We start from the raw sequence: 26,110 nt of genomic DNA, 5'->3' as shown, positions 1-26,110 counted from the left end.
TGCGCTGGCAAACGGGAGGCATCCGTCTCGCCACGCTCATTACTATAAAGTTTATTGTTTTCAGAGGTAGAGGGAAAACAGCGGCTTGACAGATGACTTTATTTGTGCAACCAAAGAGATGCGCTCTCTTCCTGGACAGCTCGCCGCAACCAAGGGCAATTAGGCGATGGGGTATTGCGGTCTGCCACGCACGGCTGCGTCTCCCACTTAGAAACCACACTGAGGCGTAGTGGCATGATCACAACGCCGCCATCCACGGGCACGAGGGTGTTGCTGCGGCAAGGTCGAAGATTGGCTAGGTCAATCACCGCTGGCGCAATGTGTTCTACCTACTGCTCCGAAGTCGGCCGCCGAGCGGGGCACAACCCACGTATTGAGCGCGATGTTCGCGCGTCATGCGCGGTCACCCCCTGCTACGCCCCTTATTGAGTAGAAGCTGCCTTACTGTCGACAATCCATGTCACAGCGCCTAGGACCAATGAGCGGCCTGGAGGACCCCAAGCAGTACGCGTCGCACTTCTGCGATGGCTGCATCGCGCAGCGCATCGGTTCGCCACCCGACTTCCACCGCGTAGCGCGGCATAGTCAATGGACAGGCAAACATCTGCAGTCCCGTTCGCGCCGCGATCGCCGAGGCGGCATGTTTGGGGATCGTCGCGATGGCGTCGCTGCCAAACAGAAGGTGAGGAAGCGCGGCGAAGTGCGTCGTCGAGGCGACGACTCGGCGCGGTCGCCCGATGGCCGCAAGCACCTCGTCCACCACGCCGATGAAGCCGCCGGAGGAAACTAGCAAGTGGCCTCTGCGGACGTACTCCGGCAAGGTCAGTCCTCGTGTGGACGGTGCATACGCAGGATCCATAAGGCACGCGTAGCGGCCCTGGCCAATCGCCTCGTGGCCAAGCAGACGCGAGGATAGGCCGCCCGACACCACGGCGACATCGGCGAGCCGCGCTTGCAGCATGTTGCCTACCACCAGGCTGTGCGTCTGGCGGAACGCCAACCGCAATCCAGGTGCCCGGGCCGCCACCGCATCGATGAACAGCCGTCCGAACGCAACCTCGAAGTCGTCTGACAAGCCGACAACGATCGAGCGGCCGTGGAAGTCATTGCCACCGCTGCCGCTCATGGACAAGCTTTGGCGACACTTGTTAAGCCCCTCGCTGATCAGAGGTTTGAGTTCTTGCGCCCTTAGCGTCGGCATCAGCCCGCGGCCGGTGCGAGTAAAGAGTTGATCGCCATAGGTCTTGCGCAGCCGCGCAAGTGCCGCGCTTACAGCCGATTGAGTCAGCCCCAACCTCACCCCCGCTCGCGTAGCGCCGCCCTCTTCGTACAAGGCTTCGAAGACCTTCAGAATGTTCAGATCAACAGCGCTGATATCAATCATGGTCATATCTATCACAAGCAGAACGGTGTTGATTGATTTTGCCGTGGATTCAATACTCGCAATATTCCTTCACACCTTCAATCTCCCATGGCCAAAACCAAAGTAGCCGCGCTTCAAGTCGGCGCTCTTCCCACTGGCAAAAAAGCTACCCTGGACCTCGTGCTAGGCTTCGAGGAAAAAATCATTGAATCCGGCGCGTCCGTGGTGGTGATGCCGGAAGCACTGCTGGGGGGCTACCCGAAGGGCGAAATCTTCGGCACGCGCCTGGGCTATCGGCTTCCGGAGGGGCGTGAGGCCTATGGTCGCTACTACGCCAATGCCATCGACGTTCCCGGGCCGGAAACAGATGCGCTCGCGGACCTCTCGCGCCGGGCAAAGGCGAGTCTGGTGGTCGGCGTGATCGAGCGCGGCGGCAACACCCTCTATTGCTCCGCTCTGTTCTTCGAGCCTGAGAGCGGGCTGATGGCCAAGCATCGCAAGCTGATGCCGACCGGCACCGAACGCCTGATCTGGGGCCAAGGCGACGGCTCAACGCTTCCGATCGTTGATTCAGCCGCAGGTCGCCTAGGTGCCGCCATCTGCTGGGAGAACCACATGCCGCTGCTGCGGACAGCGATGTATGCGAAGGGGGTGCAGATCTGGTGTGCACCGACGGTGGACGAGCGCGATGTCTGGCAATGTTCCATGCGCCATATCGCGCACGAGGGACGCTCCTTCGTGATCAGTGCGTGCCAAGTGCAGCAGTCCCCGTCCCAGCTTGGAATCGAGGTGCCGAATTGGGAGCCATCCCGCCCCCTTATTCGCGGAGGCAGCCTGATCGTCGGACCGTACGGCGATGTATTGGCTGGTCCCCTCTTCAACGAGGTAGGGCTGGTCGTGGCCGAGATCGATACTGAGGAACTAGTGCGCGCGCGCTACGACTTCGACGTGGTGGGGCACTACGCACGACCGGACGTTTTCACATTGAGCGTGGACACGAGGCAGAAGCGCCCGGTCGAGTTCAACTGAGCCTGCGGCAATGAGCGCACAGTTACCGATATTGATCGTCCAGATGGGACGCCCGCCGTACGACGTGAGTGAAGCGCTGGGCGAACAACCAGACTGGTTTCTCGCCGCGCTCGCTCCCGCGAACCTCGACGTGCTGGTGGTGCGCCCGCACATGGGCGAACCGTTGCCACAACCGGGCAGCTTTGCTGGCGCGGTGGTTACTGGCTCATGGCACATGGTGACCGATCTCCATGACTGGAGTGAACGCACGGCCGAGTGGATCCGCCAGCTGGTTGCAGCGGATGTGCCGCTGCTCGGCGTCTGCTACGGACATCAGCTCATGGCCCACGCCCTTGGCGGACTCGTGGGCTACCACCCGCGAGGTCGGGAACTGGGCCTCCAGACCATCCGGCTGCGGCAGGAGAGCATCAACGATCCCCTCCTAGCACACATCCCCGGCGAGTTCCCGGCGCTACTGACGCACGCACAGACAGTTCTGGTCAAACCACCCGGCGCTGTGGTCCTAGGCGCCTCGGAACATGACGAGAATCAGATTCTTCGCTACGGCCCGAATGCCTTTTCCATTCAGTTTCATCCGGAGTTCACGCCGGCGATCATGTCGTTGTGCATCCAGCGACGCAGAACCATCCTCGAACAAGAAGGCGCAGACGTCGAACAGCTGCTCCTCGAGCTTGCGCCTACACCCGATGCACACGCAATTCTCATGAAGTTCGCCACAACAGCGGCACAGGTGTCGGCTGACTCTTGGTAACCGCGGCGACCTCCAGCGCGCGGGATCTAACAGGTATGCGATACCCGTTGTGCACGTCCTTATCCGTATCGATGCAACAATGCGTTCTTCGTTCTTATGACCCAGCCTCGCCCTCTTCCATCGGAATCGGCTCTGTGTGCAATTGGAAATACACCGGTCGTAAAACTTCGGCGAGTGGTGCCGGAGGGCAGTGGATCTGTATACGTGAAGTTGGAGTACTTCAATCCAACAGGTTCATACAAAGATCGTATGGCGAAGACAATGGTCGAGGAAGCAGAGGCCCGAGGAACTCTCAAGCCAGGCATGACTGTCGTCGAGGCAAGCGGGGGAAGCACCGGCTCGTCTCTCGCATTTGTCTGTGCGGTCAAGGGCTATCGATTTCGGATCGTTTCGTCCAACGCATTCGCTCAAGAGAAACTGAAAACGATGGCTGCTTTCGGCGCAGAGGTTGAGCTGATTCACAGTCCGTCTGGGAATATTTCGGCAAACTTGATTCCTTCGATGATTCAGCGATCGAAAGAGATCGCCGACGAGGGAAATTGCTATCGGACCGACCAGTTCAACAACCGCGATGCTCTCATCGGGTACGAGCAGATCGGAGTCGAGCTCATCAAGCAGTTTCCCAACGGCATTTCAGCTTTCTGCGGAGCAGTTGGAGTGGCGGGCATGGTGATGAGGGTGTCGAGGGCCCTCAAAGCAGCTGCCCAAGATACGCGAATCGTCGTCCTCGAGCCTGCTACTTCCCCCCTTATATCTCACGGCTTCGCCGGCGAGCACCATGTCGAAGGGATTGGCATCGGCTTCGTTCCACCACTGCTGGATCGAGACCTCTATGACGAAGTACGGGCAATCTCCGAAGTCGAGGCGCGTCGGATGTGCCGACGCCTGGCGAGCGAAGAAGGATTGCTTGCTGGGACATCGACCGGCCTAAACGTAACCGCCGCAATACAGCTCGCTCGTGAACTTGGACCCGATGCAACGGTCGTCACTGTCGCATCGGATACGGGCCTGAAATACATGAACGGCAATCTCTTCTCCGCTCCTTCTGCATAGGTGAGGATCGTGAACTTGCGATTGTGTGACGCGGCAATGCCGCACCTGAAGGGTGCTTGACAAGCGTCATGTCGATGATAGTGCTTCCCAGTGTCGGCAAAGGCAAGACAATGCATATACCTCAGCGCGGACAACCAGCGTGACCGCCCAAAGAGGGTCTGTGCGCATGGAACTCGACACCATCGACCTGCGCATTCTCGACGAGCTGCAACGTGACGGCGCCCTGTCGAACGTCGAATAGGTCATGCCACCCCAAGCTTCTGAGATACTCATTGTGTCGGGGCCGAAGCCGTCGACGCCCGCGTTGTTGGAGATGCAGGTCAAGTTTTTCACACCCGAATCGTGCAGTACGTCGATCAGCGCCTCGGGGATGACGCACAGGCCCGAAGCCACCGACGGCGAGCGTCTGGCCATCGGCCACGACACCCTTGAAGCGCCGCGTCGGCGGAGGGATAAATCTTGTTCGCCATGATGAGATCCTTCTAGGTTGGTCCGGAGCGCCGCGAACTCCGCGATATTGGTTCCCCTGGTCGTCCGTCTTCAGCCAGAACATTCCTAAGCCATGGCTGTCGGGTGAGACGTTCCGCCTCAAAGGCGGCGATCTTTTCCGAGTGCCGCAAGGTCAGCTCAATCTCGTCCAAGCCCTCAAGCAAACACTTCTTCTGAAAGGGCGCAACCTGGAACTCAACAAAATCTCCGTCTGGAAGCGCGATCCGCTGGCCAATGAGGTCTACCGACAGCGCGTACCCAGGCTGAGCGACGATGTCGTCCAACATTTTTCTGACGATTGATGGATCCAAGGTGATCGCCAGCATCCCGTTCTTGAACACGTTGCTTCGGAAGATCTCGGCAAATGAAGACGCGATGAGGACACGGAAGCCAAACTGATGAAGCGCCCAAGGGGCGTGCTCGCGACTGGATCCGCATCCAAAGTTCGATCCTGTCACGAGGATGCGCGGACCCGTGTACCTCGGCAGGTTCAAAACGAAGTCTGGATTCGGCCTTCGGCTTCCCTGCGGCTTGCCGGGCTCTCCCGCATCAAGGTATCTCCAGGCGTCGAACAGGTTCGGCCCGAACCCAGTGCGACGGATCGACTTCATGAACTGCTTCGGAATGATGGCGTCGGTGTCCACGTTGTCCCGATCAAGCGGGACAGCGATGCTATGAACCGTTGAGAGCTTCTCCATTGGACTACCGACCGTTCTGGACAATGCAAACTATGACGAGCACTAACATCAACACCAAAGGTGCGGCAAAGTACCAGCCAGAGACGGGCGCCCTCTCGCGGGCCTCATCGACCTCCACGCTTGCCAACGCTCCCGGACCTTCGAGGTAAACCATCTTCTTCCCTGCTGCAACCTGTGGCGCGCCTTGCGCGTCGCGCTCAGCCGGCCTTTCGGGTACCAAGGTAACTTTCGATGAGACGTGGATCGGAGCGCATCTCTTGGGCGCTTCCTTGCATGAGGAACGTACCACCTTCGAGGACATAGGCCCAATCAGAGATCTCGAGGGCCGCTCGTGCGTTCTGTTCGACGAGCAGCACGGTCAAACCGGCCTCCTTGAGTTTGTTGATCGCCTTCATCATCTCGGCGACGATCAGAGGTGCGAGACCCAAGCTCGGCTCGTCAAGCATCAACAGCTTCGGCTGCCCCATCAGGGCCCGTCCCACTGCAAGCATCTGCCTCTCGCCGCCCGATAGGGTCCCCGCAAGTTGCTTGCTTCTTTCCTTCAGGCGAGGGAAGAGACCGTAGACAAGATCTGTCGTGTCCCGCCATGCTGCGACTCGCAACTCTCGGGGCCGATGACCACCGAGCAACAGGTTCTCTTCGACGGTCATGGTCGTGAAGAGCTCTCGCTTCTCCGGTACCAGCGAGATGCCTCGCATCACACGTTGCTCGAGCGACAACCTGGAAACGTCCTCACCTTCGAAGCGCTGGACACCGTGACTGCCGATCACGCCGCTCAGCGAGTTGAGGAGCGTGGATTTTCCGGCTCCGTTGGGGCCGAGGACGGAGACGATGGTGCCTTTCGCAGCGTTCAGGGCCAGGCCGGACAGAACCTCAGCCTTCCCATAGCCCGCGCGCAGTTGCGAAATCTCCAGAAGAGTGGTCGTCATGTCAGTGCTCCGTTCCAAGGTAGGCGGCGCGCACAAGCGGGCTTTCCTGGACCTCCACCGGGGTGCCCTCGATCAACTTCTTGCCGAACTCCATCACTACGATTCGGTCCGTCAGGTTCATGACGAACTCCATGTCGTGCTCCACCAGGAGCAAGCTCAGACCCTCGCCGCGCAACTGGCTCAGCACGTTCGCGAGCGCCTGCTTTTCCCCATGGCGTAAACCAGCGGCCGGCTCATCGAGAAGCAAAAGGGTCGGATCCGACGCGAGGGCGCGAGCTATCTCGACGAGCCGCTGAGCGCCAAGCGAGAGGTTCCCAGCGACCTCGTACATCGATGCCCCGAGGCCAATGCGTTTGATCTGCTTCTGTGCCTCCCGCAATGCCCGCCTCTCCTCGCCCCGATCCATTCGAAGGACCGACGATGCAATGCCGGAGGAGGTCCGGAGATAGCACCCGATAGCGACGTTCTCCAGCACCGTCATATCGGGAACCAGTTTGACGTGCTGGAAGGTCCTCGACACGCCGCGCGCAGCGATCTCACGAGAGGGCCGACCGTCGACGCGGTCGCCCGTGACCATGACCTGCCCACCGGTGAGGGGAAGCACGCCCGAGATCAAATTGAAGGTCGTGGACTTTCCGGCGCCGTTCGGGCCAATCAAGCCCACGATCTCGCCTCCCCTCACCGAAAAGGTGATGTCGTGCACCGCGGTCAAGCCGCCAAACTGCTTGCGAATAGCGTCCACATCGAGCAGGCGCTCGCCCTTGGCGACCTTCTCGCGCGCCGGCAAGGGGCCCGCTTCATTCCAGTCGTTCTTCCGCTGCGATCTCGGCAGCACCCGTCCAACCAGCGACCATAGGCCGTGAGGTGCCACCTTCAGGACAATGATCAAGAGCAAGCCGAAGATCACGCCCTCATAGTTCGCTCCGGCGCCGAACAGTGCCGGCATCCAATCCTGCAGCGCGTCCTTCAGGACTGTCGAAAACCCGGCGCCGAGAAATGCTCCCCAGATATGGCCCACGCCGCCCAGTACTCCCATGAAGAGATAGTCAAGGCTTTTGCCGATGCCGAAAGGTGACGGGGTCACGGCGCGCTGCATGTGAGCGAAGAGCCATCCCGAGACCGACGCAAGCAGCGCCGCGATCACGAAGGCGGTCAGCTTGTAACGGAAGGTCGAGGCACCGATCGACGCGGGCATCGTCTCGCCGCCTCCGTGATCCGCATTCATGGCGCGCAGCACGCGGCCCGTTCGCGAGTCCAGCAGGTGATGCATGGCAAGAGCTGCGGCTAGCGCGATGCCCCAGATCAGATAGTAGAAGTCCCGTCCGCTTTGAAGGCTGTAGGCGCCGATGCTGATCGGCGGAACGTTGTTGATCCCGTCGTACTTCCCGAGCGCATCCAGATTGCCGATCACATAGTAGAGCGCGATACACCAGGCGATCGTTGCCAACGGAAGGTTGTGGTCGGACATACGAAGCGTTACCCATCCCAGGCAAATCGCGATCACCCCCGTGAGCGCCAGGCCCGCCACGAGGCCGACCCAGGGTGACAAGCCCATCGTCACGCAGAGATAGGCCGTCGTGTACGCGCCAATCCCGGCAAAGGCCGCCTGGCCGAAGGACGTCAGACCGACCACGCCCGTCAGCAGCACGATGCCGAGAACTACCAAGGCGTCGATCCCGATGTAGTTCATCTGGGTGATGAGAAACGCTGGGATGGGAAGCAGCGGAAGCGCAAGCACCAGGACAACGAACGCGATGATGCCGACGCGTCGAACGTTGGCGCTTTTCGTTCGCGCTGGCGTCGCGGTCATAGGGAGTTTTTCAGCGATAGCCATCTCAATGCTCCTCCGAACCACGGTTCAGCAACGATCGCCACAGCAGGATCGGGATGATTGCGGCGAACACGATCGATTCCTTGAAAGCGCTTGCCCAGAATGACCCGAACGATTCGATCAAGCCAACGACGATGGCGCCAGCGAGCGCACCGGGGAAGTTGGCCAGGCCAGCGAAGACCGCAGCAACGAAGCCCTTCAGACCGATCAGGAATCCCGTGTCGTAGAACACCGTCGTTGTGGGACCGATGAGTACGCCCGAGAGGGCGCCGACGCCCGCAGCGAGCGTGAAGCTCAGCATTCCCGCCTTCTCCGCCGAGATGCCTACGATCCGGGCTCCGAGCTGGTTCACGGCGGTCGCCCGCAGGCTCATGCCTCGGAACGTCCGCGTGAAGAGCCAGAACAGCAGCGCAATGAGAACCGCAGCCACACCGATGACGATCGCGCTCTGGCTGTTGATCGAAATGTCACCCAGGGACCACGTCGCGTCGAAGAACGAAGGAGTCCTAAATCCCTCGGGCCCAAAGAAAGCGAGGGCGAGGCTGGTGAGCGCGAAATGAACGCCGACCGAGACGATCAGAAGCGTGAGCACCGTGGAAGTCGCAAGCGACCGGTACACCAGCCGATAAAGCATCGACCCCATGGGCGTGATGATGGCGAGCGTCAGAAGAACCTGCACGGCCAACGGCGCCTTCAGCGGTGCAAGCCACGCGGCCAGCGCCACTACGATCGCTGGCACGGCAAGCACCCTCCCGCACGCCATGGCAACATCCTGAAGGACGCTGCCCCGGCGGATGCCGTTCCAGATTTCTTGGACGACGCAGGCCACGGCCATGATCGCTACGAGCCAGACTGCGGATGGGACCTTCCCCAGTTGGAGCTGCGCCAAGGTCACCACGCCGAAGACGACGAACTCGCCCTGGGCGATGAACAGTACGCGTGTGACGGTGAACACCAGAATGATGGCAATCGCCATCAGGGCATAGACCGCCCCGTTGACTGCGCCGTCAACGAAAAGTAGGGATGCAATGGAGAGGTCCATGGGAGGCCTTCTTTGGTTCAGCCGTTGCGCTTGGCGCCAATCAGCACGAAGAGGATCGTGGCTGGACGATCGCTCCTGTTGCGCCAGGCGTGGCGCGTGCCGTTCTGCACGATCAGGTCGTGAACCTTCAGGGCCTTGCAAGCGCCATCGTCGAGTTCGAGGTGCAGTTCCCCCTCGAGGAGCATCGCATAGTCGACGCTGTCGGTGGTGTGCATGCCTGGGCTGTCCATTTCGAAGCGCTCAGCCAAACCCGGCAGGATCTGCATGTATTCACCGCCGGCCGTGGCAGGATCGAAATCGGGGCTTGCCATGACCGAGTCCGGCGGCAGCGTGACGACCATGACGTTGGTTCCGCCGGTCTGCGGCAGCCAAGACGTCGCGGTCGCGGCGGGGTCCGCTGAAATCGCTGGCACCTGCGGATTTGGGGGCGTTTCCCAACCCAGACCTGCGCTCATGCCAGGCACGTGTTTGAACTCTGAGTAGCGCGGCAGCGTGCCGTCAGAGATAAAGACCGATTTGCCCGACGGGCTATGGCCGGTGACGATGCGTCGAACTTGCATGGAGTTCTCCAATGTGGGATCGGGGGCGGCTCAGTGAGCGATCACGATGTTCGTGAACCCGCCGGTGCGTTGATCGACGGCGTCCAACGCTTCGTTCACTTTCTCAAGAGGAAAAGATTCGTGCTCCAAGACGCTCAGGTCGAGCTGCCCAGAAGCAGCCATCGCTGCCATGTCCTCTCCTTCCGCAGTGGTGAACCAGAGCGATCCGATGAGGGACTTCTGCTGGACCATCAGGGGGATGGGTTCAAGGGCGAGGGTTTCCGCAACGCCGCCCACATTGATCGCTTTGCCACCGCGGCGCAGCGCATTGAAAGAGTCCAACACGGCGGCGGCCGGAGCGTTCGCGCCAAGCGCCTGGATCACAACGTCGACCCCGAGGCCGTCGGTCGCTGTCATCACGATTTCCGCAACCGACTTTTCGCCCACCGCGACCGGATGGATTCGCTTCGGATCCAGCGCCTGCAGCTTTTCGAGAAGCGTCTTATTGCGACCTGTCGGGAAGACCTTCGAGGCGCCCATCGCGAGCGCAAGCAACACGGTTCCAACCCCCAGAGTGCCGGTGCCCCCGTCAACTAAGACAGTCTGTCCCGGAGCGAACTGCGCCTTGCGAAGGGCCGAGTAGCCAGTTCCGAGGTAGCCGAACCGCGCTCCCTGTTCGAAGGTGATGCTTTCGGGAAGCTTCACGAGGTTCGCAACCGGCGCAACGAGATATTGGCCGAATCCACCGTACGGATAGTCTTCGAACAGCTGCTGCGAGCCCGGGCCGAACCCGAAGTAGCCCATGAAGGTGTATGCCGTGCAGTTGACGGAGTCGCCCCTTCGGCATGCCACGCATCCACCGCATGAGAGACCGGGGTTGACGTACACCCGATCGCCGGGTTTGACGCCAGAGCGGACCTGGCTGCCAACCGCCGTCACGATGCCGGCCGTGTCCAGGCCATAAATGGCAGGCAGCTTCGGCAGCGGCAGGTACGGGAACCAGGTCGGATAGTTGGCGATGACATTTCGCAGGTTGGGGACGACGCCCGCCGCCTTCACCTCGACCAGGACATCCGTTGGCCGAACCTCCGGGACAGGGACCTCGTCAACTTGGAATTTGCCGCCCACATCGTGAAGGCGTGCGGCGCGCATGGTCTTGTTGCTCATATTTGTCTCGCTCCAATATCAATCGTTGAGGTACGGATCGGTTCAGTTCGCCAGCTTCCAGCCGCCGTTCTCGACGCGCAGGAGAACGACGGCACGCTTGTCGGCGCCAGCGTGATCGGTCGGGGACATCGTGTAGACGCCCTGAGCACCTGCCAGATCCTTGGTGGCCTCGAGTGCATCGCGCAGTGCTTGGCGGAACTCCGGCGTCCCCGGCTTGGCCTTCGTCTTCGCAACCGCGACGGCCCTGTCGGCAAGCAGATATGCGTCCCACGAGTACGCAGAGAAAGAGTTCCGGGTCCCCGGTCCATACTTCGCCTCGTAGGCCTTGGTGAACTCGAGCCCCTGCTTTTTCACAGGATTCGAGTCGGGCAGTTGCTCCGCGACGACGACCGGACCCGCGGAAACCAGAGCGCCCTCAAGTGCCTTGCCGCCAATCTTCAGGAATTCAGGATTGACCACCGCAGCGCTGTGATAGATCTGCCCCTTGTAGCCGCGCTCCACCAACGTGGTGTGCGGCAGGGCGCCGGGCGTTCCAGAGCCGCCCAGCACAACGACATCCGGGCGGGAGGAAACCACCTTCAGTGCCTGGCTGGTCACCGACGTATCGAGCCGTGCGTATCGCTCGTTTGTGGTGACGCTGAACCCTGCAGCCGGTGCGTGCGCAGTGAGGGCGGTATAGACCTGATCGCCCCAGGAGTCGCTGAAACCGATGTAGCCGACTGTCTTCGCTCCCTTCGCCTTGATGTGGTCGGCCACAGCACCCATTTGCAAGGAGGTGGGAAGCGACATAGAGAATACCCACGGGTTCTTTGCCGGCTCGCCGCTCAGCGGCGACAGCGCGATCTGCGGGGTCTTCGTCTCGGAAGCGACGAAGCTGATCGAGGAGGCAGTGGGCACGTTGCCCGATCCGATGATCAGATCAACCTTGTCCTCGGTGATGAGCTTCCGTGCCAAGCGCGCCGCGTTGGCGGGATCGGTTGCGTCGTCGACGACGATGTAGGTCACCGGTTCGCCCCCGAGCGTGTTCGGAGTGGCAGCGAAAGTGTTCTTGTAGGGAATGCCCAGCGAGGCGCCCGGCCCCGACGCGCCGGTGATGATGCCTACCTTGATCTGAGCAGATGCGGTGCCCATCAAACAGGCGAGCGCAGCAAAGGCGACGGCGACGGCGACGGCGGAAGTTGCAAGCTTGAATTTCATTTTGTCTCCAGTAACGTTGAAAAAGAACGAAAGCACGGTGAACTCGAGCCGCAGCAGCGTTTGCCCCGCGACCAATCCTGATGACGACTACTTCGGTGGCGGTGACGCCGCACCGAACTTGGTTCGAAGCGTCTTGCGCAGCACCTTCCCCGCGCCGCTCTTCGGCAGTTCCGTCACGAGGAAGATTTCCTTGGGGCACTTGTAGGCCGCGAGATGCAGCTTGGCGAAGGCAATGAGGTCCTGGGTGGAGGCCTGTGAGCCCGGACGCAGTACGACAGCGGCGACCACCCTCTCGATCCAGCGCGGGTCTCGGACGCCAAACACAGCGGCTTCGCTCACGTCGGGCGATTGGTGGAGCACTTGCTCGACTTCGGACGGAAAGACGTTCTCTCCGCCGCTCACGACCATGTCGTTCTTGCGGTCGACCAGGTACAGATAGCCCTGCGCATCCTGATAGCCGATGTCGCCAGTCCGCAAGAATCCGCCAGCAAAGGCCGCTGCACTCTTCTCGGGAAGATTCCAATAGCCGACCATCGTGCGCGCGCTTCTAACCAGCACTTCGCCTGGTTCGCCGATCTCTGCAGGATCGCCGTTGACAGTCTCGATGCGGATCTCGTCTGCTCCTAACGGTCGACCGCAGGATGCGAGCAGATGTGCGCTTGCGGGATCGGCGACCGCCTGCTCGTGGTCCCGGGGAGTCAGCGTGGAGATGATTCCGCCTTCGGTTGATCCATAGGACTGCGAGAACGAGCAGCCGCCGAGCACGGCAAGCGCGCGCTTCAGGTGTGCAACGGGCATGGCAGAACCGGCGTAGACGATCCTGCGAAGCGCGGCAGCTGCTGCGGGCGCCTCCGGATGACCGATCAGGTCGCCGAGCATCGTCGGCACAAGGTGCACATTCGTCACCGCATGGCTCTTCAAGCTCGACACGAGGTCGGCGAGATCGAACATCGGCCGCAAAACGATGGTGGCGCCGGCGCCGTAGCTCGGCAGAAGGTAGTAGCAGAGTCCCCCTACGTGAAACATCGGCATCACACAGAGGACAACGTCTGCTGCCGTTACGCCGATGGCTTGGGTAGCTGACGCCTTGCAGTTCTCCACCAGCCCGCGATGGCTGATGGACGCGCCTTTGGGGGCGCTCGTCGTTCCACTGGTGTAGATGAGACATGCGACGTCATCGGGCTGCACTGCCGGATAGGTCGCGCTTCCCTCGCTGCGTTTGATCAAGTCCTCGTGGCCGATCCATCCGTCGCGTCCATCGGCCACCGCGACTCGCATCCTCACAGAAGAGACGGTCTTGGCCATCTCGTCAGCGACCTCAATCCACACCGAGTCCGCGACGATCACCGCAGGCGTGCAATCCGCCAGCAGTTGCTCGAGCTCAGGACGGGACAGCCGCCAGTTCAGAGGCACTGGGATGAAGCCAGCCGAGCACGTTGCGACCCATTCGGCGAAGGCGACGCTGTTACGACCGAGCAATGCAACGCGTTGACCTGGTCGAACCCCGGCGGCCAGGAGACCTTGGACAAGGCGCTCTACCCGTCGGCCGAAATCCTCGAAGCTGACCTCCACAACGTCGTCGCGAAACGCAATCTTGGCGCCCAGCGTGCTTTGAGCCCGCACGATGTCGCCGAAGACGTTTGCGTCTGGGAATGACATGGTTGCTCCGTTCGTTGAGGTTGAGTTGCTCACGCGAATTCCGGGTGCGCGGCGCGCCACGCCTCGAAACCCGCGACGAATCGAGGAGACATGGCCTTCAGGCGCTCGGGATCGATGCGACCCGAACGACCGATGTAGCTCATGGCGAACTCCCATGCGGGAAGCTTCATGTGATCTTCGAAGTTCTCGTACCAGCCGGAGCTCCTGGCCGACGCCGCAATTAGCTTGTCGACGATGGGGCGTCGGCCGGACTCGAAGGCGGCAAGCGCGTCAGGAATGCTGCTGGGGTTTTCGGCAAGCGCCTTGGTGAGAGCCTGAACATCTTCCAAGGCGAGACGTGTGCCGGAGCCGATGGAGAAATGCGCGGTCCGCAGCGCATCACCGACCAGGACGTATTTTCCGGACGACCAGTGTGCGTTACTGATATTGGGAAAGCGCCTCCAGAGCGACTTGTTCGTCACAAGGCTCGCGCCCTGCAGCTCTTCGGCAAAGACCTGTTCGCACTTCACACGCGACTCGTCTTCGGACATCGATGCGAATCCGATCCGGTCGAAGGTTTGCTCATTCACCTCGACCAGGAACGTGCTCATATCAGGCGAGTACCGATAGTGGTGCGCGTTGAAATTGCCGTCGGGCGTCGCCTTGAACGTTTGCGTGAGGAAGTTGAAGGGCTTGGTCGCACCGAACCACGCGAACCGGTTGTTCAGCAGGTCGAGCTTGGTCCCGAACTCCTTCTCGTAAGTTCTCCGCACGAGCGAGTTCACGCCATCGGCGCCAATGACGAGGTCGGCCTCGCCCAGTTCGGCCAGATCGGTGATGAGCTTGCTGTTCACGAGCACGACGCCGGCAGACTCGGCGCGTTCGCGCAACACCTGCAGCAGCCGAAGCCGAGCGATCGCGGTGAAGACCACGCCGTCAATTCGGATGAACTCCCCATGGATGCGCAGTTCGATGTCGCTCCAGGATTCCAGACCAGCCGTGATGGCCGCAAGCGCTTCAGGATCTTCGGCGCTCAGAAACTCGAGGGCCTTGTCCGAGAACACCACGCCGAAACCGAACGTCTCACCGACAGCGTTCTGTTCGTAGACGACCACCTCCGAAGTCGGAAACTGGCGCTTGATTCGAAAGCCTGCGTACAGGCCTGCTGGCCCACCGCCGAGGATCTTGACTCGCATGGTTGTCTCCTGTCAGGACTTGGAAGCTTGAGCAGCGACTGGCTTGAGCCTGTCGGCCTTCTTTTCGATGAACTGCTTGAGGCCAGCCTGGGCCTCCGGGCTGGTCTGCGTCATCGCGGCCATCAGCGATTCGACGAAAAGACCGTCGTCGTGCGACATGTCGTGAATGCGAGGCAGGGCGTTGATGATTGCGTAGTTGGAGATCGGAGAGTTCGTCGCGATTCCAGACGCCAACTCCAGCGCCTTGTCGAGAGCGCCGCCTTCCGCGGTGACAAAGTTCACCAGGTTGGCCGCGAGCGCCTCGTCCGCCTTCACGACGCGAGACGTGAGCATCATCTCGACCATTCGCGTGACGCTGAGCAAACGTGCCACGCGAACCGAGCCGCCACCACCAACGAAGATGCCCCGCTTGCCCTCTGGTAGGGCAAAGTACGTGGTGGCGTCTGCGACGCGGATGTGCGCCGAGGCCGCGATCTCGAGCCCAGCACCGATCGTCGCACCCTGAAGGGCTGCAATGAAGGGGATCTTTCCTTGCTCGACGATGTTCAGCAACGCATGCTGGGCGCGTGAGTCGTGGAGGCCGTCAATCGGCGTGCGGCCCATGTGCTCGGCAAGATCAAGGCCCGCCGAGAAATTCTCGTTGCGGCTGTAGATGATCCCGACACGCGCCTCTTCCTGGGCGCGCTGCGCGGCCTTTCCCAAGGCTTCAAACATGGCCTGGTTCATCGCGTTGCGCTTGGAGGGCCGATCGATCGCGATAAGGGCGATGTTGCCTCGGAGCTCGTAGGAGATTGCTTCAGATTCGGTCATAGGACGTTCCGCAATGGCGGTCAGATGTGTTCGAAGAGATCCAGCGACGAGGCGCCGGCGGTGGCTTGTTTGGCTGCATGAGCAGCACGCGTTTCAAGGTCGCTCAACCAGTACTTGCCCGCTGCTGCGAGTCTTCTGGTGATTCGGTCATCGCCGGGCGCGCTAGCAAGTCGCACGGCGATCCAGCCGGTGGCGCCTAGCATCGCCAGCCTAAGGAAGGAAACGGCTCCTGCCTCCGCGTCACGCGGCGAGGATTGAAGCTTGAGCACGGCGTCTCCGGTAGCCTTGAGAATGGCGAGGGTGGCAGCCGCAGGCACTGCCAGGGACGCATCGGCAGCCGCGACTTCGGCGGAGGCGACCTGCAGGAACTCCCCCAACCCCTTTCCGTTGTCTCGCCAGAGCCGGCGGTGCACGAGGTCGAGCGCCTGCACCCCGGTCGTTCCCTCGGCGATCGACATCATCCGGGCGTCGCGCATCCATTGTTCGACGGGCCATTCGGTCGTGTAGCCGGCGCCACCCAGAACCTGGATGGCTTCGTCAGGAACCTCGTGTCCTGCGTCTGCACATGAGGCCTTGACAATAGGAAGGAGCCACTGCGCAACGTTGTCCGTGGCCGGGCGATTGCCCTCGGCGCTCGCGGAATCCAGCTGTTGGGCGTCGATGCGGATAATCAGCTCGTACACCAGCCCGTGAAGTACTTCCACACGGCTCGCCATCGTCAAGAGCTGACGCTGAACATCGGCGTGATTGGAGATGGCGACCGGCGCCTTGGATGGATCACCGCCCTGGCGGCGCTCGGCGGCATAGCCGAGGGCAACCTGTTCGGCGCCGAAAGCCATTCCTACCCCTTCGATGGCCACCATTTGGCGCATCGTCTGGATCATCACGAACATCTGAGCCAAGCCACGATGCTGCTTGCCGAGCAAGTAGCACTGCGCTCCTTCGAAACCCATGGCGCACGTCGGCGAGCCGTGCAGGCCGAGCTTGTGTTCAATCCGGCGCGCCTGCACGCCGTTGGGAGCCAGTGCGCCCGCCGCGTCATGGATGAAGTTGGGCACTAGGAAAAGACTGAGGCCCGCGCTGCCGGGGGGCGCGTCAGGCGTCCGCGCCAACACCAGGTGCCCGATTCTCTCGACGAGATCGTTGTCACCGAAGGTGGTCCACATCTTCTCGCCGGTCAGGCGCCATGTGCCGTCATCGGAGGGCGTGGCGCGAGAACGGATGCGTCCGACGTCGGAGCCCGCGTCCGCTTCCGAAATACAGATCGTGGCGGCCCATTCGCCAGTCACGAACTTCGGGATCCACTCTTCCTTGATTGCCTCCGAGGCAAATTGCATCAGCACTTGGGTTGCCGCGCGGGTTGGCCCACTGACCATTCCAATTGCCATGCATGCCCGGTCGAAGAGCTCGCGGCACGCGGCGTTCACGAAGGTTGGCAAGCCTTGACCGCCATATTCCTCCGGCTGGTCGACGCTGTTCCAACCTGCCGCGGCAAGGTTCTTCCAAGCCTCTCGATAGCCGGGCGCGGTCCTCACCCGACCGTTCAGCGTGAGGCAGCCCTCTACGTCCCCAACTCGATTGATCAGCACGAGGACTTCCTCGGCGAACTTCGCAGCTGCATCGAGGATTTGTTGGATCGAATCCGGCGACACATCGATGCCTGGAAGAAGGCGCTGTGCCAACGGCCTGTAGCCTGGCACGAGTTCGATGTGCTTTCGGATCACGTCCGCGTGTAACCCGTAGTTGGTGTCATTCATCGCGCCACCTCCCTTGCCGCGCCTGCGCCCAGGTTCGCAGGATCGTCGCCGGCATACGGGTGCGCATTCCGGTACGAGAGAAAATCAACCAGTTCGCGGTCGCGCCAGGCCGACCATTCGGCGTTTGAGCGCCCCTTGCGCAAAAGCTGCGCACCCGCCTTGAGCGAGTCGCAAACCTCGGGCGTCAGCGATGGCTGGCCCAACGACGACCACCAGCCTTCGACATCCGTGCGGAAGCGGGCGAGGATCTGTTCGATTCCACCGTCACCACCAGCAAGATTGAAGGTCATCAACGGACCCATGACAGCCCAGCGGGGGCCGAGCCCGAAGCGCATGGCGGCATCGATGTCGTCCGCGCTGGCCACGCCCTCGCTCAAGCAGTAGATCGCCTCACGCAGGAGCGCAAACTGCAAACGGTTCGACAGGTGGCCGGTCATTTCCTTCTGCAGCGTGATCGGATGCTTGCCGAGCTTTTCGTAGAAGCGCCGGGCGAGCGTCACCGCCGCCGGCAACGTCTTCTCCCCCGCCACCACCTCGACCAACGGAACGATGTACGCAGGATGGAAGGGGTGCCCGAGAAGCAACCTTTCTGGATGGCTGCAGAAGGCCTGCAGCTGCGAAGGAGGAACGCCACCGCTGCTCGACAGAATGAGGCGATCGGATGCGAGGACGCTGTCGATCTTTGCTATGACGTCGCGCTTGACCTCCAAGGCTTCCGCCACGTTCTCCTGAACAATATCGCTTTGGCGAGCCATGTCTTCCAGAGAAGCGGCAAAGCGCAGGGCCTCGAACGGAGGGTGTGCCTGGTTCGCGCTACCAAGTGCACGCAGCGCGGGCCATGCCGCTTCCACCCCCGCACGAAGTCGCTCGGCGGCGCCCTCGGAAGGGTCGTACACGACGACCTTCATGTCCTTTGCCAGCATCAGCGCCGCCCAAGCGGTGCCCACGGAGCCGGCGCCGGCAAGGCCGGCCACACGGATGTTTTCAAGCGCGAGGAGTGTCACGATATGCCTTACGCCAGGCCCATCATCTGGCGGGCTTCGTCCGGAGTGGCCGGCTCGAATCCGAGCTCGCGAATGATGCGAACCTGCCGCTCGACCAGCATCTCGTTGGTGGCGTGCACGCCCTTGCTGTAATAGAGGTTGTCCTCCAGACCGACCCGCACGTGTCCGCCGAGCAGGAGTGCATGCGTGGTGGCCGGAAGCTGCGCCGTGCCTGCAGCCGAGACATTGAAGATCGAGTTCGGGGGCAACAGCTTGACCATCATCTGCAGGATGTCCGGCGTGTAAGGCATAGCACCCTGGAAGCCGCGATCCACATTCAGCACGAAGTTGAAGAAGTACGGCGGCTTGTCGCAGACCGTGATCAGACGCGTGGCGTCCTGGAGAATGTGCGCAGGGCTGAACACTTCCCATTCGGGCTTGATGCCGCGCTCGATGAAGCGCGCGGCCAGTCGATCGCACTGGCTCGGTGTCGTGCTGACAATCATCTCCCGCTTGCCGTGTATCGCAGCGACGGTGAAGCCGTCGAATGTGGCCATCTCGGCGCCGGCGTCCAGACCCTTCAGACGCTCCTCGAAGTTCACGTCGTACAGACCGTCTGGTCGTTCAATCAGCATGTCCCCGTCGACGCCCCCGCCGGTGGAGTTGTTGATCACGATGTTGCAGCGCTCGCGCACCAGCTGGTTGATCCTGCGATAGATGTCTGCATTGCAGGTTGCTTGGTCGTCAGGGCGGCGCGCGTGGATGGCAACCACCGAGGCGCCCGCGTTGTAGCAGCGATGCACCGATTCCGCGATCTCCTCAGGCTGCGTAGGAAGATTCGGGTTTTGAGATTTCTTTGCCATGCCCCCCGTGGGGGCGACGGTCACGATTACTTTGTTGCTTGCCATGAGAGTCTCCGTTGGGCAGATGCCCGGGTTGTCAGCTTTCGAGTGAAAGGGCCGTTCGCACCTGATCTGGCACGGGCAGCGTGGTGAGGACTGGTGGTTGCGTGAGCGAGTGCGTGGCCCAGACCCGGGTCTCGGTCGACTCCATGCAGAGAACTTCACCCACGAGGAAGCGATGCTTGAAGTTCAACGACTTGCCGCCGATCTTTTCGACCAGGATCTCGTGCGTCACGGTTTCATGGAGCTTCGGCGCTTGATGAAACTGCATCGAGAGCTGCAGCACGGGTAGGCCGCCGCGGGTCTCTGCATCGAGGATGGCGTTGGGGTCGATGCCGAGCGACAGGAACATCTGGTTCAGGCCGTCGACCATCCAGCGTGCGTAGTTCGGGAAGAAGATGATCCCGCCCGCATCGCACTCACTCCACTGCATCAGTCGGTTGTAGAGATAGGTGCGCATCGATCAGCTCCGATCGGCCGTTGCGTAGCCGGGCGCGACGCGCACCTGGATCTTGGCGACGCCTTCCACTTCCGCATCCATGACGTCTCCAGGCTCGACCGGCCCGACGCCATCCGGCGTGCCGGTCATGATCACATCGCCGGGGTAGAGCGTGTAGAAGGACGAGGCGTACTCGATGAGGCGCTGTACGTTGAAGATCAGCTTGCTGGTGTTGGAGCCTTGACGCGCCTTCCCGTTCACCGTGAGAGTCAGCTCCAGCGCGTTCGGATCCGCCACTTCGTCGGTCGTGATGATCCAGGGCCCGAGCACACAGTACGTGTCGACCGACTTGCGGAAAGTGGGAAATTCCTTTCCTCGCACCGTCATGTCCAGGCCGACGGCGTAACCCAAGACGTAGTCGAGCGCTTCTTCCTTGGTCACCATCCGCGCCTCGCGGCCAATGACGACGGCGAGTTCAACCTCGTGGTCGGTACGACGGTCCGCGAATCGAATCTCGACCTCGTCGGCAACGCCGATCAGCGAGGTGTTCGCCTTGAGGAAGAGGCCGTACTGGTCCAGGGAGGTGTAGACATGCCCGTGGCTGATTTCGGAATCCGCGTTGGCTTCCTCAATGTGCGCCTTGTAGTTGATTGGTGCGCCGACAATCTTGGACGGATTCGCGACCGGGCTCTCCAGTCGGACCGAAGACAAGGGGGTACGTGCTTGATCGCTCGCGAGGGCAGCCCTGAGCTTGTCCTTCAGGCCGTCGATCTGGCGAATGATCGTGTCGCCCGGAGGCACCGGCCAAGCCTGCTGGCGATCGAACAAGTCGGTGACATCGATGACGCCATCCCCGTCGACGATACCGACGCGGTCGTTGTTGAAGCGGCAAATTTTCATTTGGAATCTCTTGCTTGGTAGGGATATGCGGAGGGAATCAGCTTCGCTCTTCGCGCCAGAGGCCCAGCTTCTGATGCACCGGGGCATCGGAGAAGTTGAAGAGGACGGTTTCGCCCGAGGCCTCCAGCGTCACGGAGGCCCACGCGGGGATAGCCAAGACGTCCTTCGGCGACAAGGTGATTTCCTTGTCTGCTACGGTCGCCCGGAGGCTGCCTTCGACCAGGACGATGACGCTGCCATCGGTCGAGCGGTAGGGCGACGTCTTGAAGCCGTCCGGCAGGAGTCGCATGCCTGCGGAGATCGTGGGCAGCGCGTCACCACCGGTGGTCGGGTTGATGTAGCGGATCTCGAAGCCTCGGTGGGCATCGATCTCTTCCGTCTTCGAGATCAGTGCCAAGGCCGCCTTGGTTTGGTCGTACGGGTACTTGAACAGCGGCGAGCTGTTGGTGGGCTTGTCGGAAGGCCGAAGCATGCCGCTGCCAAAACGCAGGCGGGCTTCGCCTTCGCTTCTGTGCGCAATCTGGGACGCGTGCTCGTACTGTTCGCGAAAACCGGCCTTCAAGAAGTCGATGAACGGAACGTCCAGGCCATCGAGCCAGACGACGGGACCACTGGACTCGCTACCGTGGTCGTGCCATGTCCATGCGGGTGTGATGATGAAGTCGCCCGGCGACATCGACACCCGCTCTCCGTTGACGGCGGTGTAGGCGCCTTCGCCCTCGATAGCAAAGCGCAGCGCCGATTGAACATGCCGGTGGGCAGGCGCGACCTCGCCCGGAAGGATCAGCTGCAGACCCGCATACAACGTGTCAGTGATGCGGGACTGGCCCGAGAGGCTTGGGTTCTCCAGGACCAGAACTCGACGCTCTGCTTCTTCCGCCGTGATCAGATTGCCAGCCGTCAGGAGGTGTTGTCGGATCTCAGCGTACTTCCAGGCGAATGCCTGCGCACTTGGCTGGGGAGACGGCGGCACGAGCCGGGCAAGCGAGGCCCAAAGAGGAGCCAAGCTATGGTTGCCGAGCTCGCTGTAGTAGGACTCGCGTTCGGAAAGCTGCGACGAAGATGTCATTTTTTGCCTCAGTTGGCTAATCGTTAGCTTAGCTAACAATGTAGGAGGCTAAGGCATTCGGGTCAATGCGCTTTCTGGGCGAATCGATCGGTGCTTTCCCCTAGCACGGCAGGACGTTCGGCCTCGGCCGTGACAGCGCGAGGCTCGCAAATTCGGAGGGGAAGCTCGCAGGAAACTATATTCGCTTAGCTAATCGTTCGTTACGCTAATCGTTTGCTGTTTTGCGTTACACTGCTTGCAGGCGTTCCGGCCGAAGGACTACAGTTCCCTATGAGCGAAGCTTCTGTTCCCAATGTGAAAAGCAAAGCCCCGAAAGTGCTTTCGCCCGCCCCTACGGCGAGCCGAAAGCAAGCGGCACTTGTGATGGGCAAATACCTCTTGGAAGACTCGGTTGGCTACGCACTTCGCCGCGCCCTGGTGCGCAGCGACGGCGCGTTTGCGAAGTACCTTGTTCCCCCCATGTCGCCTGCTCGGCTTAGCGCTTTGGCCACGGTGGGCGTGAACCCTGGGATTAACCAGTCTGCGCTAGGCGCGATGCTGAACATCGCAGGCCCGAGCGTGGTGAAGGTTATCGACGACCTCGAAGGCATGGGGGTGCTCCGGCGCGAGCGCATGGACGACCGCCGCAACTACGCGCTTGTCCTCACCGAGCAGGGCGTGACTGAGCTGAATCGCTACCAACAGTTGGTTAGGACGTTTGAAGCCGAAATCGCAGTTGCTCTCACAGCCGATGAGCGCAAGCAACTGTTGCATCTCCTATCGAAGATTGCCCCGACGGAGTCTTGACGCCTTAGCGGCTACGACGATCCGCAACTTCCTTGATTCCGGGCACCCCTTAGCTCGCCGAACTTGATCAAGCGCGGCCAATGTCGGCTTGCGGAAAATGCGGTCATCGACTACGGCGACACGAACGTCCTCGATGATCACGCCGCCCGACTCGGTCAGGCGCTGGCCCAGGTGGTCCCAGTCGTCGAGGTAACGGATGCCGTCCTGCTTCGACGGCACGATCGCGAAGATGTGCTTGGCGGTGTCGTGCCTAAACTGCCGCGCACCGAGGTGCGCGAGCTCGACCACATCGTCGACGGCTTCAACCACTACCGCCTGCACTTTGAGGAAGCCCGCGCCAATCTGCGCGACGCCGCGCAGCAGCAACCAGCGCCTGGCCGCACTAGGCGGTGCGCCCTTTGTACGTCCTAGAGTTTCGCAATAACCACTACGAGGAATGAGTCGGAAACGCTTTTCCACTACGTCGGCGCACGATCATGCCTGCTCGCGTGCGAAGTCAGAAACCGCACGAAACAGTCCAGCGCACCACTGCGCTCACGCAATGGCAAGAGCACGCCAATATCACCAAACTCTCGCCCCGAACTCCAGCGCAGTTCTGCGAGATGCCCTCCGTCCAGCAGATGCTGGATGACGCTGGTCGGCAGCAACGCTAGCAGGCCTTTCTTCGCCAGCAACGCCCACACCATGGTGGGTGACGTGGTCAGCACACTGAAGGTTGGAGGCGCTTGCGCTGAGCAAGAAAAAAGCTCGTCGAATGCGGCACGCGCAGCAACCGGGCTGGGCATCACAAGCCAGGTCGCGGCCTCCAGGTCGGCCTGCGAGACGGACCGTTTGCGCACAAGGGGATGGTCCGGCGCCGCCACCACGGCGAATCTGTCACGCTGCAGAGCGATGAACTCCCAGCCTTCCGGCAGCACCTGGGGTGCCCGGCAGATGAAGCAGTCGCTGTCTCTGTCAGCCAGCAGCGAGGCTTGTCGCAGGGCATCTGCTTCCTGGAGCTGAATCAGAACTTCGGGATGTGCGCTGGCAAACGCGGGCAATGCATTCCCGAGCAAGCTACCGATGCCCGCGGCAATGGCCGCCACCCGCACAAGCGAACTTGCACCGCCCGTGATAGCCACAGCCTGTGTCGCGGCTTCGTCCACCAGGGCCAGGGTACGCCGTGCCAACGGCAGCAATGCCAGCCCCAGGGCCGTTGGAGTCATGCCTTTCGAATGCCGCAGGAACAAGGCACCACCCAACAAAGCCTCAAGGTCGGACAGCGCCTGTGTGGCCGTCGGCTGCGCCATGCCGACGGCTTCGGCAGCTCGCTTGACTGAACCCAGGTCAGCGACCCGGACGAAGACCTCCAGATGGCGCAAGCGGGCACGGCTGAGTAGCCGGTTGCGCAGGACTGTGGCGGTTGGGTTCATCGGGTTCTCGAGTGGCGGGTGTCATCGGTCATGGTATCGAAAATGCCAATTGGCTATGGCAAAAATCGATTAGAAATCTATCGCCGCGTGGAACAAACTTCGGCGAATACAACACCCATCCAGAGACACAGCCTTGGCCCATCCCCCGCTTCACCGACGCCTGATCGCGTCTACTTTCATCGCCGCCGCGCTGGCCGGCCCTGCCCTCGCACAGACCTATCCCGACAAAGCGGTCACGCTGGTGGTGCCTTATCCCGCGGGTGCTGCGGTGGACCGGGTGGCACGCGGACTCGCGCTCGAACTGGGCAAGCGCTTGGGCCAGAGCGTGATCGTCGAGAACGTGGCGGGCGCGTCCGGCACACTGGCGGGCAAGCGCGTGCTGCGCGCTAAGCCCGACGGCTACACCCTGCTGATTGGCACAGTGAACGAACTTGTGGTCGCACCGCCCGTGTTGAAGGCCGGCTACTCCATAAAGGACTTTACGCCCATCGCCAGGATCTCGAACAACTCTACGGTGCTTGTCGCGCATCCATCGTTCGGTGCAAACAACGTCGACGAGTTGATCCAACTCGCCCGCAAGAGCCGCGATCCGCTACTTTCAGGTGCCACAGGCACCGCGACGATGCAGACCTTCGGCGGAACAATGCTTGCCGACGCAGGTGGATTCAAAATGAACCATGTCGTCTACAAGGGAGGCGCCCCGCTGCTCAACGACCTCGTCGCAGGACAAGTGCAGATCGGCACCATCGCGCTGACCTCTGCGCTGCCGTTCATCCGGGACGGCAAGCTCAAAGCGCTGGGCGTCATCTCGATGCATCGCGATTCCACGGCTTCGGCAATTCCGACTGTGAACGAAGGCAAGCTCGTCAGGGGTGTCGAGGCAGACCTGTGGACCGCATTGCTGGGGCCAGCAAACATGCCGCCCGCGGTGGTCGCGCGGCTCTCCGCGGTTCTCAAGGAGATCATGGCGAGCGCCTCCTACCGTGACGCCGAGTTCAAATCCGGCAGCGTGGTGGCTGAATTCGCGGACCCGGGCGCGTTCCGCCAGTTCCTAGCCCAAGAGGAGAGCCGGCTTCGACCGCTCCTCGCCAATGTCAAACCGGAGTAAGGCATGGATCTGTTGGAATTGCCGCTGCGACGCATCGAGATTCGTGACGACATCAACATTCACTACGCCGAGGCAGGATCGGGAAGCCCCCTGATCTTCGTGCACGGGGGGATGGGCGACTGGCAATCCTGGGCCCCTCAATGGCCGGCATTCACGCCACAGTTCCACTGTTTCAGCTATAGCCGACGCTTCAGCTCACCCAATCAGAACCAGTTGGATCGAGCCAATCACTCCGTCTTTTCCGAGGCCGACGACCTCGGCGCCTTAATCGACGCCTGGGACGCGGCGCCAGCGACGCTAGTCGGCACATCCTACGGCGCCTACACCGCTCTAGCACTCGCCTTGCGCTCGCCGGACAAGGTCCGCTCGCTGGTGCTGACCGAGCCGCCCGTGCTACCGTTTGCGGACCACGTTCCTGGTGGACGTACAGCGCGCGAGCACTTCGAGCGCGAGGTCCTTCGGCCGTCCGACGCGGCGTTCGCAAGCGAACAGACCGAAGTCGCCATCGGCATACTCACCGGCGGAATCAACGGAGTCGGCAGTCAAGAGGCAATGTCCGCGGCAGGTCTCGCCCGACGACTTCGCAATGCGCAAGCCATGCGGGCATTGGCGCTTTCGGACCATGCCTATCCGGCCTTGGACCGTCGGGCCCTTTCCATGCTGGAAGTGCCAACCCTTTTGCTGCGCGGTGCTAGGACAGAGGCAATCCATCGCGCGATATTCGAAGCATTGGCGACGTTGATGCCTCGCGCACAAACAGTCGAAGTTCCCGACGCGGGTCATGGCGTTCACCGCGACAACCCAGGACTCTTCAACGAGATCGTACTGAGTTTTCTTCACCGGATCGGCGTCGGTCCGGTGGGTCTCGCTCCCGCCTGATCGCTCGGACCTGACAAGTCCGCCGCTCAGCCTATCGACAACGACGAGGACCAACCCACATGATGACGAACTGAAGAACTGCCTCGGCGTGAAGATGGACGGCAACAATGACGGCGTGCCCTGCGAGCAGCAGTGGTGCCGGT

General features: G+C 61.5%; 24 protein-coding genes and 3 pseudogenes. 7 read left to right on the top strand and 20 right to left on the bottom strand.

Annotated elements, in window-relative coordinates:
* Positions 1-469: 469 nt before the first annotated feature.
* A complete protein-coding gene (locus tag RZE79_RS32060) occupies positions 470-1,390 on the bottom strand; it encodes a LysR family transcriptional regulator (protein WP_319362273.1) in 921 nt (306 codons plus the stop codon).
* Between the two features lie 81 nt (positions 1,391-1,471).
* Here RZE79_RS32060 and RZE79_RS32055 point away from each other — a divergent pair, with 81 nt between their 5' ends.
* The 4 genes and pseudogenes from RZE79_RS32055 to RZE79_RS32040 form a co-directional block, all read left to right on the top strand.
* Entirely contained in the window at positions 1,472-2,392 is a 921-nt protein-coding gene (locus RZE79_RS32055) for a carbon-nitrogen hydrolase family protein (protein WP_319362272.1), read from the top strand.
* Positions 2,393-2,402: 10 nt separating this feature from the next.
* A complete protein-coding gene (locus tag RZE79_RS32050) occupies positions 2,403-3,143 on the top strand; it encodes a glutamine amidotransferase (RefSeq protein WP_319362271.1) in 741 nt (246 codons plus the stop codon).
* A 96-nt stretch (positions 3,144-3,239) separates the two neighbouring features.
* Positions 3,240-4,196: a cysteine synthase family protein gene (locus tag RZE79_RS32045; protein ID WP_319362270.1), complete on the top strand. Its 957-nt coding sequence runs from the start codon at positions 3,240-3,242 to the stop codon at positions 4,194-4,196.
* 166 nt (positions 4,197-4,362) lie between these two features.
* A pseudogene (locus RZE79_RS32040) lies at positions 4,363-4,434 on the top strand (winged helix-turn-helix transcriptional regulator); the annotation flags it as partial.
* Here the strand turns inward: RZE79_RS32040 and RZE79_RS32035 are convergent.
* The 17 genes and pseudogenes from RZE79_RS32035 to gtdA all read right to left on the bottom strand — a co-directional run.
* Positions 4,428-4,666 (bottom strand): annotated as a pseudogene (locus RZE79_RS32035) (CoA-transferase); the annotation flags it as partial. The pseudogenes RZE79_RS32040 and RZE79_RS32035 overlap by 7 nt on opposite strands.
* Positions 4,667-4,678: 12 nt before the next feature.
* Positions 4,679-5,383 (bottom strand): 3-isopropylmalate dehydratase small subunit, encoded by a 705-nt coding sequence (leuD, locus tag RZE79_RS32030; RefSeq protein ID WP_319362269.1) that lies wholly within the window; start codon positions 5,381-5,383, stop codon positions 4,679-4,681.
* Positions 5,384-5,580: 197 nt separating this feature from the next.
* On the bottom strand, positions 5,581-6,312 hold the full coding sequence (locus RZE79_RS32025; RefSeq protein ID WP_319362268.1) for an ABC transporter ATP-binding protein: 732 nt from the start codon (positions 6,310-6,312) through the stop codon (positions 5,581-5,583).
* 1 nt (position 6,313) lies between these two features.
* Positions 6,314-8,146: a branched-chain amino acid ABC transporter ATP-binding protein/permease gene (locus RZE79_RS32020; RefSeq protein ID WP_319362267.1), complete on the bottom strand. Its 1,833-nt coding sequence runs from the start codon at positions 8,144-8,146 to the stop codon at positions 6,314-6,316.
* Position 8,147: 1 nt separating this feature from the next.
* Positions 8,148-9,185: a branched-chain amino acid ABC transporter permease gene (locus RZE79_RS32015; protein ID WP_319362266.1), complete on the bottom strand. Its 1,038-nt coding sequence runs from the start codon at positions 9,183-9,185 to the stop codon at positions 8,148-8,150.
* 17 nt (positions 9,186-9,202) lie between these two features.
* Positions 9,203-9,745 carry a cupin domain-containing protein gene (locus RZE79_RS32010; protein ID WP_319362265.1) on the bottom strand — a complete coding sequence of 181 codons (543 nt, stop codon included), beginning with the start codon at positions 9,743-9,745 and terminating at the stop codon, positions 9,203-9,205.
* A gap of 30 nt (positions 9,746-9,775) precedes the next feature.
* Entirely contained in the window at positions 9,776-10,891 is a 1,116-nt protein-coding gene (locus RZE79_RS32005) for an alcohol dehydrogenase catalytic domain-containing protein (protein ID WP_319362264.1), read from the bottom strand.
* Between the two features lie 42 nt (positions 10,892-10,933).
* Positions 10,934-12,088: an ABC transporter substrate-binding protein gene (locus RZE79_RS32000; protein WP_319362263.1), complete on the bottom strand. Its 1,155-nt coding sequence runs from the start codon at positions 12,086-12,088 to the stop codon at positions 10,934-10,936.
* An 87-nt stretch (positions 12,089-12,175) separates the two neighbouring features.
* Positions 12,176-13,747, bottom strand: a complete 1,572-nt coding sequence (locus RZE79_RS31995) for an AMP-binding protein (RefSeq protein ID WP_319362262.1) — start codon at positions 13,745-13,747, stop codon at positions 12,176-12,178.
* Between the two features lie 29 nt (positions 13,748-13,776).
* Positions 13,777-14,922: an FAD-dependent monooxygenase gene (locus tag RZE79_RS31990; RefSeq protein ID WP_319362261.1), complete on the bottom strand. Its 1,146-nt coding sequence runs from the start codon at positions 14,920-14,922 to the stop codon at positions 13,777-13,779.
* A 12-nt stretch (positions 14,923-14,934) separates the two neighbouring features.
* Positions 14,935-15,732 (bottom strand): crotonase/enoyl-CoA hydratase family protein, encoded by a 798-nt coding sequence (locus tag RZE79_RS31985; protein ID WP_319362260.1) that lies wholly within the window; start codon positions 15,730-15,732, stop codon positions 14,935-14,937.
* Positions 15,733-15,752: 20 nt separating this feature from the next.
* A complete protein-coding gene (locus RZE79_RS31980) occupies positions 15,753-17,489 on the bottom strand; it encodes an acyl-CoA dehydrogenase family protein (RefSeq protein WP_319362259.1) in 1,737 nt (578 codons plus the stop codon).
* A complete protein-coding gene (locus RZE79_RS31975; protein WP_319362258.1) occupies positions 17,486-18,493 on the bottom strand; it encodes a 3-hydroxyacyl-CoA dehydrogenase NAD-binding domain-containing protein in 1,008 nt (335 codons plus the stop codon). The genes RZE79_RS31980 and RZE79_RS31975 overlap by 4 nt, the downstream gene beginning before the upstream one ends.
* Positions 18,494-18,501: 8 nt before the next feature.
* A complete protein-coding gene (locus RZE79_RS31970) occupies positions 18,502-19,380 on the bottom strand; it encodes a 3-keto-5-aminohexanoate cleavage protein (RefSeq protein WP_319362257.1) in 879 nt (292 codons plus the stop codon).
* Between the two features lie 31 nt (positions 19,381-19,411).
* Positions 19,412-19,834: a thioesterase family protein gene (locus RZE79_RS31965; RefSeq protein WP_319362256.1), complete on the bottom strand. Its 423-nt coding sequence runs from the start codon at positions 19,832-19,834 to the stop codon at positions 19,412-19,414.
* A gap of 3 nt (positions 19,835-19,837) precedes the next feature.
* On the bottom strand, positions 19,838-20,713 hold the full coding sequence (locus RZE79_RS31960) for a fumarylacetoacetate hydrolase family protein (protein WP_319362255.1): 876 nt from the start codon (positions 20,711-20,713) through the stop codon (positions 19,838-19,840).
* A gap of 37 nt (positions 20,714-20,750) precedes the next feature.
* On the bottom strand, positions 20,751-21,782 hold the full coding sequence (gtdA, locus tag RZE79_RS31955) for a gentisate 1,2-dioxygenase (protein ID WP_319362254.1): 1,032 nt from the start codon (positions 21,780-21,782) through the stop codon (positions 20,751-20,753).
* A 270-nt stretch (positions 21,783-22,052) separates the two neighbouring features.
* Here gtdA and RZE79_RS31950 point away from each other — a divergent pair, with 270 nt between their 5' ends.
* On the top strand, positions 22,053-22,568 hold the full coding sequence (locus RZE79_RS31950) for a MarR family winged helix-turn-helix transcriptional regulator (RefSeq protein ID WP_319362253.1): 516 nt from the start codon (positions 22,053-22,055) through the stop codon (positions 22,566-22,568).
* 117 nt (positions 22,569-22,685) lie between these two features.
* Here RZE79_RS31950 and RZE79_RS31945 read toward each other — a convergent pair.
* Together RZE79_RS31945 and RZE79_RS31940 are read right to left on the bottom strand one after the other, a co-directional pair.
* Positions 22,686-22,811, bottom strand: a pseudogene (locus RZE79_RS31945) (acyl-CoA dehydrogenase); the annotation flags it as partial.
* Positions 22,812-23,026: 215 nt separating this feature from the next.
* Complete coding sequence (locus RZE79_RS31940) at positions 23,027-23,980, bottom strand: LysR family transcriptional regulator (protein ID WP_319362252.1); 954 nt, start codon at positions 23,978-23,980, stop codon at positions 23,027-23,029.
* 133 nt (positions 23,981-24,113) lie between these two features.
* On the opposite strand from RZE79_RS31940, the gene RZE79_RS31935 reads away from it, so the two are divergent.
* Both RZE79_RS31935 and RZE79_RS31930 read left to right on the top strand, forming a co-directional pair.
* Positions 24,114-25,088 (top strand): tripartite tricarboxylate transporter substrate binding protein, encoded by a 975-nt coding sequence (locus RZE79_RS31935; protein WP_319362251.1) that lies wholly within the window; start codon positions 24,114-24,116, stop codon positions 25,086-25,088.
* Positions 25,089-25,091: 3 nt separating this feature from the next.
* Positions 25,092-25,967 (top strand): alpha/beta hydrolase, encoded by an 876-nt coding sequence (locus tag RZE79_RS31930; RefSeq protein WP_319362250.1) that lies wholly within the window; start codon positions 25,092-25,094, stop codon positions 25,965-25,967.
* Positions 25,968-26,110: the final 143 nt, after the last annotated feature.

This window comes from Variovorax sp. EBFNA2 (assembly GCF_033802765.1).
GTDB lineage: Bacteria > Pseudomonadota > Gammaproteobacteria > Burkholderiales > Burkholderiaceae_C > Variovorax > Variovorax paradoxus_H.
The sequence above is the reverse complement of the archived record's forward strand: the minus strand, read 5'-3'. Positions and strand labels throughout refer to the sequence as shown.

What these genes read in the sequence shown, in the direction of transcription:
- RZE79_RS32060 (WP_319362273.1), bottom strand. Translation starts at nt 1,390, where the DNA reads ATGACCATGATTGATATCAGCGCTGTTGATCTGAACATTCTGAAGGTC.
- RZE79_RS32055 (WP_319362272.1), top strand. Translation starts at nt 1,472, where the DNA reads ATGGCCAAAACCAAAGTAGCCGCGCTTCAAGTCGGCGCTCTTCCCACT.
- RZE79_RS32050 (WP_319362271.1), top strand. Translation starts at nt 2,403, where the DNA reads ATGAGCGCACAGTTACCGATATTGATCGTCCAGATGGGACGCCCGCCG.
- RZE79_RS32045 (WP_319362270.1), top strand. Translation starts at nt 3,240, where the DNA reads ATGACCCAGCCTCGCCCTCTTCCATCGGAATCGGCTCTGTGTGCAATT.
- leuD (WP_319362269.1), bottom strand. Translation starts at nt 5,383, where the DNA reads ATGGAGAAGCTCTCAACGGTTCATAGCATCGCTGTCCCGCTTGATCGG.
- RZE79_RS32025 (WP_319362268.1), bottom strand. Translation starts at nt 6,312, where the DNA reads ATGACGACCACTCTTCTGGAGATTTCGCAACTGCGCGCGGGCTATGGG.
- RZE79_RS32020 (WP_319362267.1), bottom strand. Translation starts at nt 8,146, where the DNA reads ATGGCTATCGCTGAAAAACTCCCTATGACCGCGACGCCAGCGCGAACG.
- RZE79_RS32015 (WP_319362266.1), bottom strand. Translation starts at nt 9,185, where the DNA reads ATGGACCTCTCCATTGCATCCCTACTTTTCGTTGACGGCGCAGTCAAC.
- RZE79_RS32010 (WP_319362265.1), bottom strand. Translation starts at nt 9,745, where the DNA reads ATGCAAGTTCGACGCATCGTCACCGGCCATAGCCCGTCGGGCAAATCG.
- RZE79_RS32005 (WP_319362264.1), bottom strand. Translation starts at nt 10,891, where the DNA reads ATGAGCAACAAGACCATGCGCGCCGCACGCCTTCACGATGTGGGCGGC.
- RZE79_RS32000 (WP_319362263.1), bottom strand. Translation starts at nt 12,088, where the DNA reads ATGAAATTCAAGCTTGCAACTTCCGCCGTCGCCGTCGCCGTCGCCTTT.
- RZE79_RS31995 (WP_319362262.1), bottom strand. Translation starts at nt 13,747, where the DNA reads ATGTCATTCCCAGACGCAAACGTCTTCGGCGACATCGTGCGGGCTCAA.
- RZE79_RS31990 (WP_319362261.1), bottom strand. Translation starts at nt 14,922, where the DNA reads ATGCGAGTCAAGATCCTCGGCGGTGGGCCAGCAGGCCTGTACGCAGGC.
- RZE79_RS31985 (WP_319362260.1), bottom strand. Translation starts at nt 15,732, where the DNA reads ATGACCGAATCTGAAGCAATCTCCTACGAGCTCCGAGGCAACATCGCC.
- RZE79_RS31980 (WP_319362259.1), bottom strand. Translation starts at nt 17,489, where the DNA reads ATGAATGACACCAACTACGGGTTACACGCGGACGTGATCCGAAAGCAC.
- RZE79_RS31970 (WP_319362257.1), bottom strand. Translation starts at nt 19,380, where the DNA reads ATGGCAAGCAACAAAGTAATCGTGACCGTCGCCCCCACGGGGGGCATG.
- RZE79_RS31965 (WP_319362256.1), bottom strand. Translation starts at nt 19,834, where the DNA reads ATGCGCACCTATCTCTACAACCGACTGATGCAGTGGAGTGAGTGCGAT.
- RZE79_RS31960 (WP_319362255.1), bottom strand. Translation starts at nt 20,713, where the DNA reads ATGAAAATTTGCCGCTTCAACAACGACCGCGTCGGTATCGTCGACGGG.
- gtdA (WP_319362254.1), bottom strand. Translation starts at nt 21,782, where the DNA reads ATGACATCTTCGTCGCAGCTTTCCGAACGCGAGTCCTACTACAGCGAG.
- RZE79_RS31950 (WP_319362253.1), top strand. Translation starts at nt 22,053, where the DNA reads ATGAGCGAAGCTTCTGTTCCCAATGTGAAAAGCAAAGCCCCGAAAGTG.
- RZE79_RS31940 (WP_319362252.1), bottom strand. Translation starts at nt 23,980, where the DNA reads ATGAACCCAACCGCCACAGTCCTGCGCAACCGGCTACTCAGCCGTGCC.
- RZE79_RS31930 (WP_319362250.1), top strand. Translation starts at nt 25,092, where the DNA reads ATGGATCTGTTGGAATTGCCGCTGCGACGCATCGAGATTCGTGACGAC.